The organism is Acidiphilium sp. 34-64-41 (assembly GCF_002282635.1).
Taxonomy (GTDB): domain Bacteria; phylum Pseudomonadota; class Alphaproteobacteria; order Acetobacterales; family Acetobacteraceae; genus Acidiphilium; species Acidiphilium rubrum.
Genome location: NZ_NCJX01000042.1, coordinates 1 through 18,693 on the forward strand (window position 1 = coordinate 1; position 18,693 = coordinate 18,693).

Annotated in this window: 22 protein-coding genes and 1 tRNA gene; 13 read left to right on the forward strand and 10 right to left on the reverse strand. The window is 63.2% G+C overall.

Features of this window, described 5'->3' with window-relative positions:
- The 3 genes from B7X49_RS10285 to B7X49_RS10295 form a co-directional block, all read left to right on the forward strand.
- The coding region (locus B7X49_RS10285; RefSeq protein ID WP_286838157.1) for a hypothetical protein at nt 1–205 on the forward strand (205 nt) is incomplete at its 5' end.
- Nucleotides 206–219: 14 nt separating this feature from the next.
- Nucleotides 220–483, forward strand: a complete 264-nt coding sequence (locus B7X49_RS10290; RefSeq protein WP_286839230.1) for a hypothetical protein — start codon at nt 220–222, stop codon at nt 481–483.
- 394 nt (nt 484–877) lie between these two features.
- Nucleotides 878–1,450, forward strand: coding sequence for a hypothetical protein (locus B7X49_RS10295; protein ID WP_286839233.1), 573 nt, complete (start codon nt 878–880; stop codon nt 1,448–1,450).
- Between the two features lie 324 nt (nt 1,451–1,774).
- Here the strand turns inward: B7X49_RS10295 and B7X49_RS10300 are convergent.
- The 3 genes from B7X49_RS10300 to B7X49_RS10310 form a co-directional block, all read right to left on the reverse strand.
- Nucleotides 1,775–1,850, reverse strand: a tRNA-Glu gene (locus B7X49_RS10300).
- A gap of 87 nt (nt 1,851–1,937) precedes the next feature.
- A complete protein-coding gene (locus B7X49_RS10305; RefSeq protein ID WP_286702987.1) occupies nt 1,938–2,126 on the reverse strand; it encodes a DUF2256 domain-containing protein in 189 nt (62 codons plus the stop codon).
- Complete coding sequence (locus B7X49_RS10310) at nt 2,123–2,428, reverse strand: hypothetical protein (protein ID WP_286702988.1); 306 nt, start codon at nt 2,426–2,428, stop codon at nt 2,123–2,125. Before B7X49_RS10310 ends, B7X49_RS10305 begins: the two co-directional genes overlap by 4 nt.
- A gap of 74 nt (nt 2,429–2,502) precedes the next feature.
- Here B7X49_RS10310 and B7X49_RS10315 point away from each other — a divergent pair, with 74 nt between their 5' ends.
- Together B7X49_RS10315 and rpoH are read left to right on the forward strand one after the other, a co-directional pair.
- Nucleotides 2,503–3,471, forward strand: coding sequence for an RluA family pseudouridine synthase (locus tag B7X49_RS10315; RefSeq protein WP_286703022.1), 969 nt, complete (start codon nt 2,503–2,505; stop codon nt 3,469–3,471).
- Between the two features lie 309 nt (nt 3,472–3,780).
- The gene (gene rpoH / locus B7X49_RS10320; protein ID WP_408735593.1) at nt 3,781–4,692 is read left to right on the forward strand and encodes an RNA polymerase sigma factor RpoH; all 912 of its coding nucleotides are present in this window, start codon (nt 3,781–3,783) and stop codon (nt 4,690–4,692) included.
- A gap of 69 nt (nt 4,693–4,761) precedes the next feature.
- On the opposite strand, the gene B7X49_RS10325 is transcribed toward rpoH, so the two are convergent.
- The 4 genes from B7X49_RS10325 to B7X49_RS10340 form a co-directional block, all read right to left on the reverse strand.
- Nucleotides 4,762–5,007, reverse strand: a complete 246-nt coding sequence (locus tag B7X49_RS10325) for a hypothetical protein (protein WP_286702989.1) — start codon at nt 5,005–5,007, stop codon at nt 4,762–4,764.
- Between the two features lie 74 nt (nt 5,008–5,081).
- Nucleotides 5,082–5,900: an MBL fold metallo-hydrolase gene (locus tag B7X49_RS10330; RefSeq protein WP_286702990.1), complete on the reverse strand. Its 819-nt coding sequence runs from the start codon at nt 5,898–5,900 to the stop codon at nt 5,082–5,084.
- On the reverse strand, nt 5,900–6,745 hold the full coding sequence (locus tag B7X49_RS10335) for a MaoC family dehydratase N-terminal domain-containing protein (RefSeq protein WP_286702991.1): 846 nt from the start codon (nt 6,743–6,745) through the stop codon (nt 5,900–5,902). Before B7X49_RS10335 ends, B7X49_RS10330 begins: the two co-directional genes overlap by 1 nt.
- Nucleotides 6,746–6,791: 46 nt before the next feature.
- Nucleotides 6,792–6,974 carry a hypothetical protein gene (locus tag B7X49_RS10340; RefSeq protein ID WP_286702992.1) on the reverse strand — a complete coding sequence of 61 codons (183 nt, stop codon included), beginning with the start codon at nt 6,972–6,974 and terminating at the stop codon, nt 6,792–6,794.
- Nucleotides 6,975–7,263: 289 nt separating this feature from the next.
- On the opposite strand from B7X49_RS10340, the gene B7X49_RS10345 reads away from it, so the two are divergent.
- Both B7X49_RS10345 and B7X49_RS10350 read left to right on the forward strand, forming a co-directional pair.
- Nucleotides 7,264–8,544 carry a DUF445 domain-containing protein gene (locus tag B7X49_RS10345; protein WP_286702993.1) on the forward strand — a complete coding sequence of 427 codons (1,281 nt, stop codon included), beginning with the start codon at nt 7,264–7,266 and terminating at the stop codon, nt 8,542–8,544.
- 2 nt (nt 8,545–8,546) lie between these two features.
- Nucleotides 8,547–9,527 carry an NAD(P)-dependent oxidoreductase gene (locus tag B7X49_RS10350; RefSeq protein WP_286702994.1) on the forward strand — a complete coding sequence of 327 codons (981 nt, stop codon included), beginning with the start codon at nt 8,547–8,549 and terminating at the stop codon, nt 9,525–9,527.
- Here B7X49_RS10350 and B7X49_RS10355 read toward each other — a convergent pair.
- Entirely contained in the window at nt 9,521–10,354 is an 834-nt protein-coding gene (locus tag B7X49_RS10355) for a sulfotransferase domain-containing protein (RefSeq protein WP_286702995.1), read from the reverse strand. The genes B7X49_RS10350 and B7X49_RS10355 overlap by 7 nt on opposite strands.
- A 9-nt stretch (nt 10,355–10,363) precedes the next feature.
- Nucleotides 10,364–10,918, reverse strand: a complete 555-nt coding sequence (locus B7X49_RS10360) for a YceI family protein (protein ID WP_286702996.1) — start codon at nt 10,916–10,918, stop codon at nt 10,364–10,366.
- A gap of 182 nt (nt 10,919–11,100) precedes the next feature.
- On the opposite strand from B7X49_RS10360, the gene B7X49_RS10365 reads away from it, so the two are divergent.
- Nucleotides 11,101–11,445, forward strand: coding sequence for a DUF305 domain-containing protein (locus tag B7X49_RS10365; protein ID WP_286702997.1), 345 nt, complete (start codon nt 11,101–11,103; stop codon nt 11,443–11,445).
- 88 nt (nt 11,446–11,533) lie between these two features.
- On the opposite strand, the gene B7X49_RS10370 is transcribed toward B7X49_RS10365, so the two are convergent.
- Nucleotides 11,534–12,259 carry an NRDE family protein gene (locus B7X49_RS10370; protein WP_286702998.1) on the reverse strand — a complete coding sequence of 242 codons (726 nt, stop codon included), beginning with the start codon at nt 12,257–12,259 and terminating at the stop codon, nt 11,534–11,536.
- Nucleotides 12,260–12,386: 127 nt separating this feature from the next.
- On the opposite strand from B7X49_RS10370, the gene B7X49_RS10375 reads away from it, so the two are divergent.
- From B7X49_RS10375 to B7X49_RS10395, 5 genes are all read left to right on the forward strand, one after another.
- Nucleotides 12,387–13,829: a UxaA family hydrolase gene (locus tag B7X49_RS10375; protein ID WP_408735594.1), complete on the forward strand. Its 1,443-nt coding sequence runs from the start codon at nt 12,387–12,389 to the stop codon at nt 13,827–13,829.
- 290 nt (nt 13,830–14,119) lie between these two features.
- A complete protein-coding gene (locus B7X49_RS10380) occupies nt 14,120–15,256 on the forward strand; it encodes an ABC transporter substrate-binding protein (protein ID WP_286703000.1) in 1,137 nt (378 codons plus the stop codon).
- A gap of 17 nt (nt 15,257–15,273) precedes the next feature.
- Nucleotides 15,274–16,158 (forward strand): branched-chain amino acid ABC transporter permease, encoded by an 885-nt coding sequence (locus tag B7X49_RS10385; RefSeq protein ID WP_286703001.1) that lies wholly within the window; start codon nt 15,274–15,276, stop codon nt 16,156–16,158.
- The gene (locus B7X49_RS10390; protein WP_286703002.1) at nt 16,155–17,954 is read left to right on the forward strand and encodes a branched-chain amino acid ABC transporter ATP-binding protein/permease; all 1,800 of its coding nucleotides are present in this window, start codon (nt 16,155–16,157) and stop codon (nt 17,952–17,954) included. The genes B7X49_RS10385 and B7X49_RS10390 overlap by 4 nt, the downstream gene beginning before the upstream one ends.
- Nucleotides 17,947–18,666 carry an ABC transporter ATP-binding protein gene (locus B7X49_RS10395; protein WP_081849075.1) on the forward strand — a complete coding sequence of 240 codons (720 nt, stop codon included), beginning with the start codon at nt 17,947–17,949 and terminating at the stop codon, nt 18,664–18,666. The genes B7X49_RS10390 and B7X49_RS10395 overlap by 8 nt, the downstream gene beginning before the upstream one ends.
- Nucleotides 18,667–18,693 lie beyond the last annotated feature (27 nt).

Sequence of the window (18,693 nt, forward strand, 5' to 3'; positions counted from 1 at the left end):
CCACCGTCAAGCGGCAGTGCCCCCTCTACATCCATCCAGCGCTGACAACGGCCTCATCCCCACCGTGAATATCGGCAACTGGGGCGATGGCAGCAAGGCCATCAAACACGGCCTAGCCGCATCGCTGAACCAAAACCAAGGCAGCACGACCGGATTTAACGGGCGCGCATCCGCGTTCGGCACACCGGCGTTTACCGGGCCATAAAGGAGAATTGAAAAATGGACATCACCGAATTGCGCTCCCGCATTGTCGCCGCGCGCCGATTCCACGACGGGGCAATCCGCACGCTTGATGCAAAATGGAAGACGCTGGCAGCGGACGTGAAAGCGCACCCCGATCGTGCCGCCCAGATGGTCACCGACGCCGTGCAAGAGATTAGCCCGCTGATCAGTAACGTCACGCTCGAAGGACCCGAGGCCGGCGCGGCGCGGGGTACGGTAAAGGCCCACATGCGCGCCACCGCCGCCCGTAATGCCGCCTGATCCTCGCCAGCGCGCGGTCGGGATGATCGCTGCCGTCATCGTGGCTGCCACCGGTCGAGACAGGGTGGCCATGCCGGCGCTGGTAGCGGCATGTGAGACGATCAGTGCGCTTAGGGGCATCACTCCGCAGGATATTGGCCGGTTGCTCGCTGGCACCGCCTGGCGGGCCTCGCAGTGGCGTGTCGATGGGGTGAGGGTGAGGGGATTTATTGCGCCTGTCACGGATAAGAGGCAGGGCAGCGCCTAATCCTCCATCGTGCGCGTGTAATTTACCGATAAAAGACAGATTTCGGCAACGTCGCGTGACGGGTTACAGGCCAGCGCAATTTTGCGTTCATTAATGATTCCAATGACTTAGGCAAGGGGCTTTATAACTCGAAGCCACTCCAAGGATGTGCGGCGCTCGCACACCCTCCAAGGGTCCGCTTACTGTGCGGACCCATCCGAACGCGCCCTGTTCACGCAGCGCCGCAAGGAGGCTTACGAGGCGCTGCATCCGGAGACGAAGCATGGCGAGAACCAGCATACGAGGAGTCGCCAACTTGGCGACTCCTCTACCGACCGCTTCACCGCCGACACCGCAACCCGCACCGGCCAGTCCGAGCGCGCCCTGTTCACGCAGCGGCGCAAGGAGGCCTACGAGGCGCTGCATCCGGAGACTAGGCATGGTGCGAATCAGCATACGAGGAGTCCTCAAAATGAGGACTCCAAGTCTTTCGCAGACGACACGGCTTTAAGAACTGGCCAATCACGACAGACGATAGAACGCGACGCCCATCGAGGCTCCAAAATCAGCGATGAAGCCCTAGCCGCAGTTAAGGGAACCGATCTGGATAAGGGCACAGTTCTCGACGCCATCGCCGGCATATCGCCGCTGCGTCCTGGCCGCATCAGCCGCGCCACGCCCTCGCGTTGCCAGCGCCTCGACCAGCCAAAGCACAACCGGGCTTTATCTCGCGTTCCGTGAACTGCATGTGTTTTTCACTTTCTGAACAGCATAGCCGGAAAAGTGAGGTTTCGTCTAAAAAACCTATGCCCCCCTATGCCCCCTATGCCTAAAATATCATCGGTTGCAAAAGAACAAGCATTTATCAGCAACTTTCCCTAAAAACCTATGCCCCCTATGCCCTTTGACCTCCACGCGTATGAATGAAATTGAGTGACAACAGACTAATCACGACACCGTGATACGAGACGCGGCTATGACACGTCCCGCACCGTCCATGCCGTAATTATGCCGTATGCCGTCCGGGGGATGTGTGGATAAGAGCCATAAAGCATTGATAATGCTTGGTATCCCGTACCGGATTCGAACCGGTGTTGCCGCCGTGAAAGGGCAGTGTCCTAGGCCTCTAGACGAACGGGACGTTGTTGGTCTGCGTGATAATCGAGATTGGCGCGGCCATCAAGCGGGTGGCGCAAAGTTTAGCGGGCGGATCGCCGTGCCGGCCGGGTCACGAGGCTGTGCGCCGCTGGCGTTCGATCGCGGCGTCGCGTTTGCCGGTGCGGCAGGCGTCCGAGCAGTATCGCACATTGTCCCAGTCGCGCGCCCATTTGCGCCGCCAGGTGAACGGCCGCCCGCACGCGGCGCATGGTTTGCTCGGCAGTCGTGCCTTGTTCGCCAGTGTTGCCTTGCCTTTCATGGCGCGGCGGCGCTGCCGAGCACCGTGCCGGTGTGCGGGTCGATGAAATCGACGCGGCCGCCCTTGTCATCGTGCACCCAGATCGCGATCACCCCGCCCGACGCGGCGAGACCGGTGATGGTTGCCCCGGACGCCGCGGGCAGCACGGTCCGGAACGGTGCCGCGCCCGGAACCGCCGCCGGTCGCGTCGCAGCCGTGCCCGGGCTGGCGGTTGACTCGACCATGCGTTTGACCACAACCCCGATCACCAGGGCGGTGCCCAGCACGATGAGCACGCCCATCCCGATCACCAGCGCCTTCAAACCCCGTACATCCGGTGCCGATTTCCGTGAGTCCTGAGCCCGATCCATCCCATCCATCCCCGCCTGATCCAGCCTTGCTGTACGGCAATCTGGCGTTCTCCGCCACGGCGGACGACCAGGGCGAGCGGCTGGACCGGTTTCTGGCCGCCAAACTCGCAGGCATGTCGCGCTCGCGCATCAAGATCCTGATCGAGGATGGGCTGGTCACCTGCGATGATGCGCCGGCGCCGACGCCCTCGGCTCCCGTGCGCGCCGGGTCGCTCTACCGCATCGACATTCCGGCCCCGCTGCCCGCAACGCCCCAAGGTCAGGCGATCCCGTTTCCTATTCTCTATGAAGACGACGATCTGATCGTGCTCGACAAGCCGGCCGGCCTGGTGGTGCACCCGGCGCCGGGCAATCTGGACGGCACGCTGGTCAACGCCCTGATCGCGCATTGCGGCGACAGTCTCGCCGGCATCGGGGGTGAGAAACGCCCCGGCATCGTGCACCGGCTCGACAAGGATACGTCTGGCGTCATGGTCGTGGCCAAGACCGAACTGGCGCATCACGCCCTGTCCGAGGCGTTCGCGGCGCGTGATCTCGAACGGCATTACCTCGCGCTCTGCTGGGGCGCGCCCCAATCGGCTGCCGGCGCGATCGAAGCGCCGATCGGGCGCGATCCGCGCGAGCGCAAGCGCATGGCGGTGGCCGCGCGCGGCGGGCGATTCGCCCTGACCCATTTCACCACCGCGCAGCGCTTCGGCCTCGGCGCGACGCTGCTGGAGTGCCGGCTGGCGACCGGGCGGACCCATCAGATCAGGGTGCATCTCGCGCATATCGGCCATCCGGTGGTCGGTGATCCGGTCTATCTGCGGCGGCGGCCGGGTGCGGCGGCACATATCGCCGAGCCTGCGCGTTCGGTGCTGCTCGATTTTCCCCGCCAGGCGCTGCATGCGGCGAGCCTCGGCTTTGTGCATCCGCGCACCGGTGCGGCGCTGCGATTCGAAACCCCGCCGCCGGCGGATTTCACGGCGCTCGTGGATCTATTAACCGTTTCATAACCGTTTTGCACTAACCTTATACCTGACTACACAGGTCTTATTTCTTGACAAATCGCGTTTCGTGGGGGTATAAAAATCACTGTCAAGTTAATAATTTCCGAAATAAGCCAGATTGCCGGCCAATTACGCCGTTTTCAGGGGTTGTAACGGAACCGTGATACGTCATGAGGACGATCCCGTGTATAACAATGCTCACAAGAGACGAGGCATCACGAGGGTTCGGCCGTTGCGCATCCGAACGGTGGCTAGTCTGGTAATAGAGACGACGCAAGAATCGACGACGCGAATAAATCGAGAGGAATTCAATCAATGGCCTCCGGAATGAGTACCATGGCCCCGAGTGAGGGCAATCTTTCCCGGTATCTGCAAGAGATCCGTAAGTACCCGATGCTGGCTCCCGAAGAGGAAGACCGTCTGGCACGTGCCTGGCGCGATAACGAAGATCACAAGGCCGCCCATAAGCTAGTGACCTCGCATCTGCGCCTGGTGGCGAAAATCGCGATGGGCTACCGCGGCTATGGCCTGCCACTCGGCGAGCTGATCTCCGAGGGCAATGTCGGCATGATGCAGGCGGTCAAGCGGTTTGATCCGGAACGCGGTTTCCGCCTGGCAACCTATGCGATGTGGTGGATCCGCGCCGCGATCCAGGAATATATCCTGCATTCCTGGTCGCTGGTGAAAATGGGCACCACGGCCTCGCAGAAAAAACTGTTCTTCAACCTGCGCCGCCTGAAGGGGCAGATGCAGGCGATCGAGGACGGTGACATGCAGCCCGAACAGGTGGCCAAGGTCGCCCGCGTGCTCGGTGTGCCCGAGCAGGACGTGGTGAGCATGAATCGCCGCCTCGCCGCACCCGATCATAGCCTGAACGCGCCGATCCGCATGGATGGCGAGGGCGAATGGCAGGATTGGCTGGTCGATGATCAGGAGAGCCAGGAAGAAAGCATCGGCGATCGCGAGGAAATGACCGGACGCCGGGCCTTGCTGACCACCGCGCTGAAGACCCTGAACGATCGTGAACGCCACATCCTGATCCAGCGCCGCCTGAAGGACGAGCCGACCACGCTCGAAGATCTGTCGCAGCAATACAACATCTCGCGTGAGCGGGTCCGCCAGATCGAAGTCCGGGCGTTCGAAAAACTGCAAAAGTCGATGAAGACTCAGGTTTCCGAGCAGCGCGCTGAACAGCGCAATGCCGTCCAGGCACGGTTGACCGCCTGAGCTTCGGCTTGCGTGCATAAAAAAACGGCCGACCCCTCGGGGTCGGCCGTTTTATTTTGATCCCTTTGCTCAGTTGCCGGACTTGGCCCGCGCCTCGGCGGCTCTTTCGCGCGCGAGCTTGGCGCGGTGCTTGGCCAGCTCATGCCCGGCAATACAGCCGCCCACCGCGCCGATCACGGCATGGTGATGCGCGTAATGTCCGGCCACACCGCCGACCAGCGCACCTTTCAGGCAGCCCTTCGCCTGGGCCTGGTTGAAGCCGCAGAGCGCGACAAGGGCGAGCGCGGCGGCAAGGCTTGATTTCATGGCAGTCATCGAGGCGCTCCATCACGTATTGGACGCCCGATATAGAGTGTCGCGATGGCAATGTCACGTTTCCGTGATATCGGTCAGGTCGCTTGCCATACCGCGCCGTGCTCGGCCGCAAACCCTTCCGTGCGCAGCTTGAGCAGATGCGCCAGCACATTGCGCTCGGCGGCGATTTTCAGCATGGGATTCTGCTTGGCATAGAGCCGCGCCGCCAGATCGGTCACCGAGGCCGGGTCGGCGTGCAAGGCTTCGAGAATCGCCGCCTCGCGCTTGCGCCGGTGCGCCAGGATCTCGGCAGCCAGGGTCCGGGGTTCAAGTAGCGCCGGACCATGACCGGGCAGATAGAGCCGATCCGCCCGGTTGAGCAGGCGCTGCAACGAGGCATAATACGCCTGCATGTCGCCATCCGGCGGGTTGACGATCGAGGATGACCACGACATCACGTGATCGGCGCTGAACAAGATGTCCTGATAGGCAAACGCGAGATGATCGCTGGCGTGGCCCGGCGTGTGCACCGCGGTGAGCCCGGCCACGACATCGCCATCCGCGAGCGGGTGATCGGGCGTGAAACGCAGTGCCGCCGAGCGCTCGAACCCGTAGGTCGGCGCGCCGGTGGCCGATTGCAACGCCGCCGTGGCACCCAGATGATCGTGATGGGTGTGCGACAGCACGATCCGCCGGATCGGCGTCTCGCCCGCCGCCGCCAGAATATCCCCCACATGGATCGGATCGTCCGGTCCGGGATCGAGCACGGTCAACCCGTCCGCCGCCGCGATCAGGTAGGTGTTGGTGCCGTGATAGGTCATGATGCCGGGATTGCGCGCGACGATGCGGCGAATCCCCGGCATCACGTCAAGCGCCACGCCCCGCGGCGGCTCGGTTTCGGTCAGAAACGGCATTACCGTGCCGTGCCGGCCATGCACACAGCGCCGCCGCTGTCGCGCAGCGTCAGATCGAGCCCGTCCGGCCCGTCGATCGCGGCCAGGGTCAGCGCCTTGCCCTGAAATACCGCCCGCCGCGCCCGGAAGGCGAACTCGCGGATGGGCGCATCGTTACGACAAGCGCGCGCGAAATCGGCGAGCCAGGTCGCCTGTAATGCGCCCTGCACCACCAGACCGGGATAATGTTCGGTCCCGGTGACATATTCGTAATCATAGTGAATGCGATGGGAATTGCCGGTCACCGCCGAATAGCGAAACAGCGTCAGCGCATCGGGCATCACGCTGCGGGTGCGCGCCGCCGGCGGCACCGGTTCGGGCACCGCCGCGCTAACCGCCGGATCGTCCGCGGCGCGATACACCACGTCCTGCAACTCCGTGATCGCTGTCTCCCCTGCGGGGCCGATATCATGGCGCAACTGAATGAACGCGAGCGTGCCGGTGCGGCCCTGTTTGAGCGTGGCGCCGGCGATACTCGAGCGGCGTTCCACCGCCTCGCCCACGCGCAGGCTGCGATGAAACGTGACGGAGCTGCCGGCCCACATCCGTCGCTCCATCCCCGCAATCGCGGGCATGAACTCGCCCCGCGCGGCATGGCCATCGGGTCCGAGCGTGCTCCATTTCTGCCAGTCCTGAAACAACACCCAGTGCCAGAGCGGCGGCACGCTGCCATCGGCCGGGGCATCGGTATCGAGCGTCGCGGCGAGCGCGGCGATGCGATGGGATGAGACGACGTCGCTGACCAACGTGGTGCGCCCGATCAGCGCATCGAGCTCGGCTTGAATTTGGGTATGATTGCTGTCCATGCCGCAAGATTAGACCCGACCGGCGGGATTTGCCCATAGGGCGCGATCACGTGACGCCGAACAACGCCGCCATCAAGGCAATCACCCCACCCGCCAAGACAAAACCCGCGATCCAGATGCCCGGCGATAGTCGCTCGCGGTCCCGGCTCGGCCGCCAGCCCGCCGATTCATGTGGTTTGCCGCCCAGTTCAGCCGGGGCTTTCACCCGGCCTGCATTGCGCATGACCATGGCACGTTCCTCCGGAGCAAATCTGCGCCTGTTGCGGGGGACTCGGCAAGGAAAACTGTAGGGGTAGTCGGAGGGAGGCGAGGAAGGCTTCTTTTTTGTAAAAAAGAAGCAAAAAACTTTCCTTAATTTGGGGTATCGCCGGTTTCACGGGCACGGTCCCAAATTAACAAAGTTTTTTTGCTTCTTTTTTGTTCACAAAAAAGAAGACTCTTCCTTACCCTGATCGACCGCCTTAGCAGACTATAAGGGACCGCTTGCCGATCGCGGTACCGCAGGCCACATCACGCCGATGCCACGACCGATCATCGAGACCGATCCCGACCTGCCCCTGCGCCGGTCCCTTGCCCGCCATCGTGCCTTCGCCAGCGGTTTGCTCGTCGTGATGGCGGCGCTTGCGGCCTTTGCCTATTGGCTGCCACCGACGCTGGGCGCGCTGTTTCTGCGCGATGCCGCCAAGGCTGGCGTGATCGGCGGCATTGCCGACTGGTTCGCGGTCACCGCGCTGTTCCGCCATCCGCTGGGCCTGCCGATTCCGCACACCGCGATTTTGCCGGCGCAGAAGGAGCGCCTGGGCGGCGCGCTGGGCCGGTTCGTTGCCAATCACGTCTTTACCGAGGCGGATGTCGCGCGGTTTCTGGCCGGGCTCGACATCCCCGATCTGCTCGGCCGGTTTCTGGCCGATCCGGCAATGGCGCGGCCGATGGCCGAGGCGATCGCGGGGTCCCTGCCAAGGCTGCTGCAATCGGTCGAGGATGGCCGGCTGCGGCGGCTGTTCACCAGGTTGCTGCCGCGCATTGCCGGTGGTCCGGCCGCCGGGCGGGTGGTGGCGCGCGCACTTGCCTCGCTGGTGCAGAGCGGGCGGCATCAGGAGGTATTTTCATTCATTCTCGAACAATTGCGCGCCATGCTGCAAACCCGCGAGGCGGATTTGAAGCAGATCGTGCGCGAGCGGGTGCGCGAGCAGGGCGGCGTACTGGTCGGCTGGGCGGTCGGTGCCAATATCGCCTCGAAAGTGGTGAGCACGCTGAACACCGAACTCGACAGGGTCCGGCCGGATGGCTCGGAATTGCGCGCCGCCTTCGACGAATGGGTCGGCCGCGAGATCATCCGCCTGACCGAAGACCCGGCACGGGCGGCGGAACTCGGTGCTGCGCTGCGCGGCCTGGTCACGCACGAAACCATGCGGGCCTGGGGGCGCGATATCTGGGCCAGCCTGCGCGATGCCGTGGCGCAGGATGCCGGGCGGCCGGGCGGGCACAGCGTGGCCCTGATCGATACAGTGCTCGCCAATCTGGGCGGTATGCTGCGCGATGATCCCGGCACCCGCGCCCGGATTTCCACCGCCGCCGGCGCGGTGGTGGCGCGGCTGCTGCCGGCCGCACAGGTCGAAATCGCCGGGTTCATCGGCCGCGTCGTCGGCAATTGGGATGCCGAAACCATCACCGACAAGCTGGAACTCCGGGTGGGCAAGGATTTGCAGTTCATCCGGGTCAACGGCACGCTGGTTGGCTTTCTGATCGGCGGTGTGCTGTTCCTGCTGCTGCATTTCGGTTTTCATCAACAGGGTTAAGCATGCATATCCATATCCACGAGTTTCCCGACAGCCCGTTCCTGAAATTGACGGCGGATGAGTTTCATACGGCGGCGGCGCTGGCCGGGGCCGCCGGCCAGGGCCATCGGCTGACCATGGGCGAGAGTATCGCCGATTACGAGGCGGCGGCCGATACGCTCGAAGTGCTGATCGCAACGCCGGGTGCGGTGCGGCGGCTCGACCTGATGGGGGCACCGCACCTCAAGCTCATTCAGTCCACCGCCGCCGGCGTCGATGCGCTGGCGCCGTTTGATATGATCCCGGCCGGGGTGAAGCTGTTGAACAATCGCGGCGTGCATGCCGATCGGGCCGGTGAATTCGCGATCATGGCGATGCTGATGCTGACGACGCAGATGCAGTGCTTCGCGGCGGATCAACGCGCGCAGCGCTGGCAGCGCCGGCCCTCGGGCGTGGTGGCGGGGCGGCGGGCAACCATCGTCGGCGTCGGCGGCCTCGGCGGCGGCGCGGCGCGGCGGGCGCGGCAGTTCGGCATCCATGTCACCGGTATCCGCTTCGGAACCGATCCGCACCCGGATTGCGACGAAACGCTGCCGATCGCCGCGCTCGATACCGTGCTGCCCACCAGCGATTTTCTGCTCCTGGCCTGCCCGCTCACCCACGCGACACGCCACCTGCTCGATGCCAGGCGGATCGCCCTGCTGGCCGCCCATGCCGGGGTGATCAATATCGGCCGGGGCGGTCTGGTCGATCAGCCGGCGCTGATCGCGGCGCTGAACACCCATGCCATCGCCGGCGCGGTGCTCGACGTGTTCGCCGCCGAGCCGATCCCGCCGGGCGATCCGGTCTGGACGGCTGAAAATCTGATCATCACCCCGCATATCTCCTCGGATGATCCGGATCATTACAACGCCGCGACGCTCGCGAAATTCTTCGCCAACCTCGCCACACTGGCCGAAGGGCGCGACCCGCCGACCTTGGTCGATCTTTCGAAGGGCTACTGATCCCGATAGCGAAACCGGCGCATCTGCACGGCGTGATCCCGCTCGATCCGCCGCCGCTGCGCGGGGCTGAGCGCCGTGCGCCACTGGCCGGCGGTGCCGCTGCGAAAAAACGCCGCGGCCGCGCTCGCCGGGCGTTCGGCAAAACCGCGCGCCTGCTCCTGTGCCGCCAGCGTGGCGAACCCGCTCGCAGCGATTGCGCGTTCGAGGCGGGCCGCATCCGGGGTCGCGCCCAGAAACCGCACCACATCGCCGAACCCATCCACCGGATCGTCCAGCAGATCCTCATAGCGTAAAACCAGCAGCGTCGGATTGGGATTGGCGGTCCATGAAGCGACATGGCGCGACCACGAGCCGATGAACTCCAACACCTTGCGATCATCACCGCCGCTCACCGCCCGATCGTCCGCCAGCAGCGCGATCATCGCATCGAGCGTGATCCCCAGATGCGCCGCATACGACACCACCACATCGCGCGGGTCGCGCACCAGATAGATCGCCCGGTCCGTCACCTCCGGCGTGATCAGCGGCACGCCGTGGCTCACGATCGCCGCATTATGGGTCTTCACGAACACCCGCGCCGCATCCGCTCCCATCAGGTCGCGATGAACCAGCGGGCGCAGAAGCGCCAGCTCAGCCGCCCGATAGACGCGCGCCGGCCGCGGATCATGGCGGTGATACAGCGCCGCCCCGCTCTCCCCGGTGGTCAGATCGGTCAGGCGGTTGATGTCATACGGCGCCACATCGTCGGCCAGATAGTTATGGATAAAGGCACGCAGCCAAGTGTTGCCCGATTTCGGGTAGGCCGCCAGCCAGACCAGTTTGCCCATGCGCCGCGGTCAGGCAGGCGGCTTGCCATCGAGCGAGATTTTATTGGTCACCCGGATCATCTTGCTCACCGTCATCGACTGGCCGGTGAGACCCCAATGATACCGGTTGAACGACCCCGCCGTGTCGATATCGGCCAGTTTGCCATCGACCATCCGATAGGTCACCGCCATGTCGAACCGATGCGTCTGGCCATGATTGGTCAGCTTCCCCGCCATCACCGTACCGCCCTTGGTGCAGGTGCCGACATAGCGCGAGGTCGGATATTTGTCGGGATCAAGAAAATCCTTGGCCATCACCTGACCCCGAATGATCGCATTGGGCAAAGCCAGGCTGCGGGTCTGGAACGTGACATCGACCGAACAGGTCTTCGCCACCGGATCGAACAGGAGCGTGCCGGCAAGCTGGCGATACGTGCCGGTCACCGTGAATAAAATGGCGCCCGAATGCGTCTGCGCCAGCATATTGCCGGGCGTGAGCTGCAACGTCTCCGGCGCCGCCTGCGCCATGCCGCCACAAGCCAGCACAGCCAGACCCAGGGTGATGCAAAACGAGGCTCGGTTCATGTTCGCTCCTGCAATTTTTATCCATACCCTATGCCCGAGTTCCGGCTTCGGCACGAGGGGTGTCAGGCCCGGCGGCACCCATGAAAGACGGGTGGTATTCAAGGAAGGAGCGGCGTTGAAACGACCCGCCGGCACGACCACGTTCCCGAAGCGTCCGCGTCCATCGATTCAGGAGAGTATTCATGAAAATCCGCCACGTCGCGTTTTCCGCCGGACTGGCCCTGCTGGCAGCAGCCCCGCTCGCATGGGGCCAAACCGGCATGACCCCGGCCGATCAATCGTTCGCGGAATCGATGCAGCAGATGGATCAGGCAACCAAATCGATGCCGATGACCGGTAAAACCGACCAGGATTTCGTCATGATGATGGTGCCTCACCACGAAGCTGCCGTGACAATGGCTCAAACGGAACTGAAATACGGCAAATCGCCGTTCCTGAAGCGCATGGCCCGCAAAATCATCAAATCCCAGGATCACGAAATCAAACAGATGCGCCGCTGGCTGGCAAAACATCCCGGCACGCATTGAGGCAGAGCCGGATTGGATGTGAGTCGTAAGCAAGCACGGCGGGCGGTTTCGGCCCCTCGACCCCAGTAGAGCGCCTTGCCTTGCTTGCCTACGGCGCGGCCCCCAACCCGACCGCTACAAACGCGGCCCGGTCCGGTGGGCCGGAGGCAAAATGGAACAGCGTCGCCTGAGGGGCTAGCGCGATCAGGCTCGATGACACGGTGCCAAAGCCGTCGCGCGGCGCGACGTTGAGGGTGGTTTCGGCCGGTGCGGACTGGTCGGCGAGCAGGGCGATCCAACCCGACCAATCATTGGTTGATGGATCGGGGCGGGGGGCGGCTTCGAACCGGGGTTTGTAGCGCGCGATGCGCGGGTTGGCGGGATCGTTCGGATCGCCGGCAGTGATCATCGTGATACCTTGTGTGACCGGCGCAACCTGGGGCGCGCCGGATTCTAGGCCGCGAATCAGAAAACCGCCGCCGGCATCGGCGATCAGCATGTTGAAGCTGCGGTATGAGCCGGCGTCTAAGGTGGAGATGCGATCGGCGGCGGCGGCGGCGGTCGTGGCGCGCAGGGCGATCAGCGGCAGATCACCGCGGCTCGATTTCCCCGGCGCCGGACCCAGGCTGCCGGTGCGGTTCAACAATGCCGCGATGACGCCGTGATGATTGACGCCGAGCCACGTGCCGCCGGCCAGGCGATCGCGTCCGGCGGTGATTCCCGGCCAGAAGCGGGCAGGGGGGTCCCATGGGCGATCGAGCCGCTCATCGCGATTCGCCGCGATCACGATGGGCCAGGCCTCGGTCGGCAGAAAGGACAGAACGAGCGAACACATGCGGTTCAGGTAGGCGATGGGGTGTTCTTTGTAAAAACCACATCCCTCCGAAATCCCGGCCATGGCTGGCCCACAAGACGAAATTCCGGCACATAGGCCGGACACGGCATTCTTTTCGAGGCAAACAATGACAAGACCGGCCACCATGCGGCTGCACCACGATGACAATGTTCTGGTCGCCCTGGAGCCGCTCGCCAGCGGCAGCATCGCCGCGGGGATAACGGCGGCCGAGCGGATTCCGCGCGGCCACAAAATGGCGAGCACCGCGATCGCGCCGGGCGCGCCGATCCATAAATTCGGCCAGATCATCGGCTTTGCCGGTCAGGCGATCGCGCCGGGCGCCTGGGTGCATGAGCATAATGTGACGCTGCATGAGTTCGACCGTGACTATCAGGTCGAGTCCCAACCGACCGCCGTGGTTGAGCCAGCCGCCTCGTTCCAGGGGTTCCGCCGCGCCAATGGCCGGGCGGGCACGCGCAACTACATCGCGATTCTGAGCTCGGTGAACTGCGCCGCAACGGTCGCGCGCCAGATCGTGCGCCAGGCCGAAAAGACCGGCCTGCTCGACGCCTATCCGAATATCGACGGCATCGTGCCGCTCACCCACGGCACCGGCTGCGGCATGGCCGCGAACGGCGAGGGGTTCGAGACGCTCGAACGCACTTTGTGGGGTACCGCCTGCAACCCGAATATCGCCGCGGTCCTGTTCGTCGGCCTGGGCTGCGAGGTGTTTCAGATCGCGCGGATGAAATCGGCTTATGGCATTGCCGAGGGCGACGCGTTTCGGTCGATGACGATTCAGGAAAGCGGCGGCACGCCGGCCACCATCGCGGCCGGCCTCGCCGCGTTGCGCGACATGGCGCCAATTGCGAACGCCGCCACGCGCACCGCGATTCCGGCGTCCGAACTGGTGCTGGCGCTGCAATGCGGCGGGTCGGACGCCTATTCCGGCCTGACCGCCAACCCCGCGCTGGGTGCGGCGGTGGATAGTCTGGTGCGGCAGGGTGGCACCGCCATCCTGTCTGAAACGCCGGAAATCTATGGGGCGGAGCATCTGCTGGTGCGGCGCGCGGCCAGCCAGCGCGTCGCCGATGATCTGCTCGCGCGGATCGACTGGTGGCGAGCTTACGTGGCACGCACCGGCGATGAGATGAACAACAATCCATCCCCCGGCAACAAGGCCGGCGGGTTGACCACGATCCTGGAAAAATCGCTCGGCGCCGTCGCCAAAGGCGGCAGCGTGCCGCTGAGTGCGGTGGTCCGCTACGCCGAGCCGGTCACCAGCCGCGGCCTCGTGTTCATGGATACGCCGGGGTACGACCCGGTCTCCGCCACCGGCCAGGTGGCGGGCGGGGCGAATATTCTGTGCTTCACAACCGGCCGCGGCTCGGCATTCGGTTGCAAGCCGGTGCCCAGCCTGAAACTCGCGACCAACAGCGATCTGTACCGCCGGATGGAATCCGACATGGATATCGACTGCGGCGGCCAAAGGCCAGCAGATTTTCGACCGGCTAATCGAGATTGCCTCGGGTGCCGCAACGAAATCCGAGATTCTCGGCTATGGCGATAATGAATTCGTGCCTTGGCAGATTGGGGCGGTGATGTAGGAAGGGTAACGAAAGAAGACGTCTTTTTTGTAAAAAAGAAGCGAAAAACCTTTTTTAATTTGGGGCATGGGCGGTATCGCGGGCACGGCCAAGTTGGTGAAGTTTTTTTTGCTTCTTTTTTGTTCACAAAAAAGAAGACCTTCTCTCCCGTACGCTCCCGCGTCCGCCCCTTGCGGAGATGATTGAATTTAATATACGATCGACACCAATCGATCAGCCTAAAAAATTAAATCGATCAGAACGGGAAACGAACATGACAATCAAAATCCAAACCGGCCTCGTCAGTGCAGCTGTTTTCGCAGCCACGCTCGGCATCGCCACCGCGCAGGCCGCCAAAACGATCGATATCGGCCTGATCGCCGACCTGACCGGTCCAGCCGCGCTCAGCGGCAAGCACAAGGTCGATGGTGCCAAGCTCGCCGTCAACGAAATCAACGCCAAAGGCGGCATCAACGGCAAGAAAATCAAGCTGTTCGTCGAGGATGACCAGGGCAAGAACCAAGCCGGCGTCTCGGCTTATGAAAAGCTTGCCTCCAATCAGAACATCATCGCCATCATCGGCTCGGTCCGCAGCACGATTGTGAATGCGACGCTGCCCTACGTCGCGCGCGACAAAATCCCCACCATGATCGGCGGCACCGACCCGATGCTGACCCATGTCGACAATCAATGGGTGTTCCGCTTCCGCCCGAACGATACCTACGCCTCGCGCGCCATGGCTGGCTACGCCGTCGACTCGATGGGTGCCAAGAAAGTCGCGATCCTGTACGATACCGATGCGTTCGGCTCAGCCGGCAACCAACTCCTGAAAACCGCCTTCGCCAAGGACAAAACGCCGGTCGTCAGCGACCAAGGCTACACCACCGCGACGCGCGACTACACGTCCTTCCTCGAGAAAATCAAAAGCTCCGGCGCCAACTTGCTCGCCACCTACATGACGAACGCCGAAGACGAGGCCCAGATGCTTAAGCAACTGCGTCAGCTCGGCCTGAAAATCGAGATCATGGGTTCACCCTCGATCGCCACCGCCGTCTGCCTCCAGCTGGCAGGATCGGCCGTGAACGGCACCTATGGCGTGTCGGATTTCGTGGCCAACGGCAACCCACAGGCCCAGGCATTCACCGCCAAATACACCGCCGCCTATCATTCCGACCCCGATCTGTTCGGCGGCTGGGTGTATGATGCGATCAACGTGCTCTCGCAGGTCATCGCCAAGGACGGCACCTCCGGCCCCGCGATCCAGAAAGGCATCCGCGCCGTCAAAGGCTACAAAGGTGTCGAAGGCGTCTATAATTTCGATAACAAGGGCGATGGTCTGCACGGCTATTCGGTGGTGAAAATCACCGGCGGCAAGGTGCAGCTGATCAAATACGACGATTTCACCAAGTAACGCGGCCGGCCCGGCGCGTGTTCGTCGAATTCATCCAGCTCACGATCGCCGGCCTCGCGGTCGGCAGTATCTACGCGCTCGTCGCGCTGGGCTTCGTGCTGATCTACACCTCGGTCAATGTCGTGAATTTCGCGCAGGGCGATTTCGCGATGATCGGGGCGTATTTCATGGTCAGCCTCGTGCTCGGCGCGCACTGGCCCTGGTGGGTTGCACTGCCGCTCGCCATGGTGCTGACCGGCGCGGTCGGCGCGCTGTTCCAACTCGTGCTCTATCAACCGGTCCGCAACCGGCCGCGCAACTTCCTGCCGGTGATGATCGCAACCGTCGGCGCCTCGGTGTTTCTTGAGCAGGTGTTCCTGCTGATCTACGGCCCGGTGCCGTTCCAGTTGCCGGGCATATTCAAGGCGCAGTCCGTCAACATCGATGGCGTGTTCGTCTATCCGCAATACCTCGTGATCATCGTGGTGACTTCAGTGATGGTGACAGTGCTGAATTGGTTTCTAGAACGTACCAAACTCGGCAAGCAACTTCAGGCCACCGCGCAGGACGCCGATACCGCGCGCCTGATGGGCATTCGCGTCGCCCGCATGACCGCGCTGATCTTCGCGATCAGCACCGGCCTCGGCGGTCTCGCCGGCATTCTGATCGCACCGGTCTACACCGTGACGGCGGGTATGGGTTCGACCATCGCGCTAAAAGCCTTCGCATCCGCCATCGTCGGCGGCTTCGGCTCGATCAAGGGCGCCATCGTCGGTGGCCTGACCATCGGTCTCGTGGAAACCTATGGCGCCACCTACATTTCCGGCAGCTACCGCGACGCCTTTCCCTTCATCGTGCTGATCCTGTTTCTGATCTTCCGGCCCAGCGGTCTGTTCGGCGAGAAGGTCTCGCAGAAAGTATGACCAGAGCCGTCCTAAAATTCCTGCCGTTCCTGATCGCGCTCGCGCTGATCCCGATCTTCCTGCCTGGCGCCCGCCTCGGCTCATATTACCTCACGCTGCTGATCCTGTCGGTATCCTACGCGGTCGCGGCACTGGGTCTGACGATATTGCTCGGCTATTCTGGTCAGGTTTCGCTGGCGCAGGCCGCATTTTTCGGCATCGGTGCCTATGCCTTCGCCGTGCTCGCGGCCAAGCACGATGTGCCGTTCGGGTTTGCCGCCATCGCCGCGCTGATCATCACCACCGGCTTCGGCTTTCTGCTCGGGCTGATCTCGCTGCGCCTCGCCAGCCATTATCTCGCTTTGGTCACCATCGGGTTTCAGATCATCGTCGGGCTGGTGCTGAACAATTGGGCGATCGTCACCGGCGGGGCCGATGGTGTTTCCAACATTCCGCGCCCGGCGTTTTTCGGCATCGATTTCAGCCATGATCATTATTTCTATTGGCTGAGCATCGCCTGCCTCGGCATTGCCTCCTACCTCGTCTATCGCCTGCGCCACTCGCGCCTCGGCGGGGCATTGCTCGCGCTGCGCGAAGACGAAATCGCCGCCGCCTCCAACGGCATCAGCCTGTTCTGGACCAAGATCCTCGCGTTCACCGCCTCCGCCACGCTTGGCGGCCTCGGTGGAATTCTTTACGCATCCGGATCGATGTACATCAGCCCCAACGTGTTCGACTTCAATCAATCGGTCTCGTTTTTCGCAATGACGCTGGTGGGTGGCCAGGAATCCATCGTCGGCACCACGCTCGGTGCGGCGCTGATCACCTTCCTGCCCGAAGTGCTGCGGTTTCTGCACGCCTATTACATCGCGGTGTACGGCGCGCTGGTCGTCATCGTCATCCTGTTCATGCCCCAAGGCCTGTACGGCATGCTGCTGCGCGGGATCGATGCGCTGCGCCACATGGTGTTCCGCTCTCCGGCCGAAGGCGCCGCCGTGCCGGTTGCGGCGCAGCGGCAGCATAGCCTTAAACGCCCGGTCGCAACCAACGACCCGATCCTGCAGATCACCGGCCTGCGCAAGCATTTCGGCGGTATCAAGGCGGTCGACGGGGTGGATTTCACCATCTGCCGCGGCGACATCGCGGTGCTGATCGGCCCAAACGGCTCCGGCAAGACCACAGCACTCAACGTGCTCAGCGGCGTCTATACCGCAACCGCCGGTAGCATCAGCTTCAACGGCACCGACATCACCAACCGCCGTCCCGCCGAAATCAACCGCCTCGGCATTACCCGCACGTTCCAGAACATCCGCCTGTTTCCGGAACTCACGGCGCTCGAAAATGTGGTGATCGGCTATTACCCGAAAGGTACCGTCGGGCTGCTCGGCACGCTGTTCGCGCGTCGCCGCGGCTTCATCGAGGACCGCGAAGCCACCGCGCGGGCGCGCGAAACCCTGCGCCTGCTCGGGTTTTCCCGGTTCGACATCAAGGCGAAAAACCTGCCCTACGGCCAGCAGCGCGTCGTCGAAATCGCGCGCGCCATCGTTTCGGGTCCAGAATTGTTATTGCTCGATGAACCGGCCGCCGGCATGAACCGCGAGGAAACCGCGGCACTATCCGAAATCCTTTACCGCATCCACGATCTCGGCCTGACCATCCTGCTGATCGAGCACGACATGTCCTTCGTCGCCAGCGTCGCCACCCGCGCCTATGTGATGGATTTCGGCCAGAAAATCAGCGAAGGAACCGTCGCCCAGGTGCTCTCCGATCAAAAAGTCATCAAGGCCTATCTGGGCGACGATGCAGAATATGCTTGAAGTCCGCAACATCAGCGCCCGATACGGAAACGTAACAGCATTGCACGATGTCAGCCTCACGGTCGGGCAGGGTGAAATCATCGTGCTGCTGGGCGTCAACGGTGCCGGCAAATCCACCACGCTCAAAACCATCTCCGGCCTGCTGCACCCGGTGCGCGGCGGCATCACGTTCGAGGGCGAGGCGATCGACCGGATGAGCCCGGAATCGATCGTCCGGCGCGGCATCGCCCATGTGCCGGAAGGCCGCCACGTCTTTCCCGGCCTGACAGTGCGCGAAAACCTGGTGATGGGCACGTCGAACCGCAAAGTGACCCGCGCCGAAACCGAATCCGACATCGAACGCATCCTCGAGATTTTCCCCGATCTGAAACGGCTCTACACCCAGATGGGCTGGTCGCTCAGCGGCGGCCAACAGCAGATGCTCGCGATCGGGCGCGGCCTGATGGCGCGGCCGAAACTGCTGATGCTCGATGAACCCTCGCTCGGTCTGGCACCGGTCATCATCAAGCAGGTATTCCGCACCATCAAATCGATCAATGAAGCCGGCATGACCATTCTGCTGGTCGAGCAGAACGTCGGCCTCAGCCTGAAAATCGCCCACCGCGCCTATCTGCTGGAAACCGGCCGCATGATCCGGACCGATACCGCCGATGCCCTGCGCGAGGATGATGGGTTTCGCAATGCGCTGCTCGGTGTGACGGCCGACGAGTAAGACGGTCACAGAGTTCCGTTAGCGCCC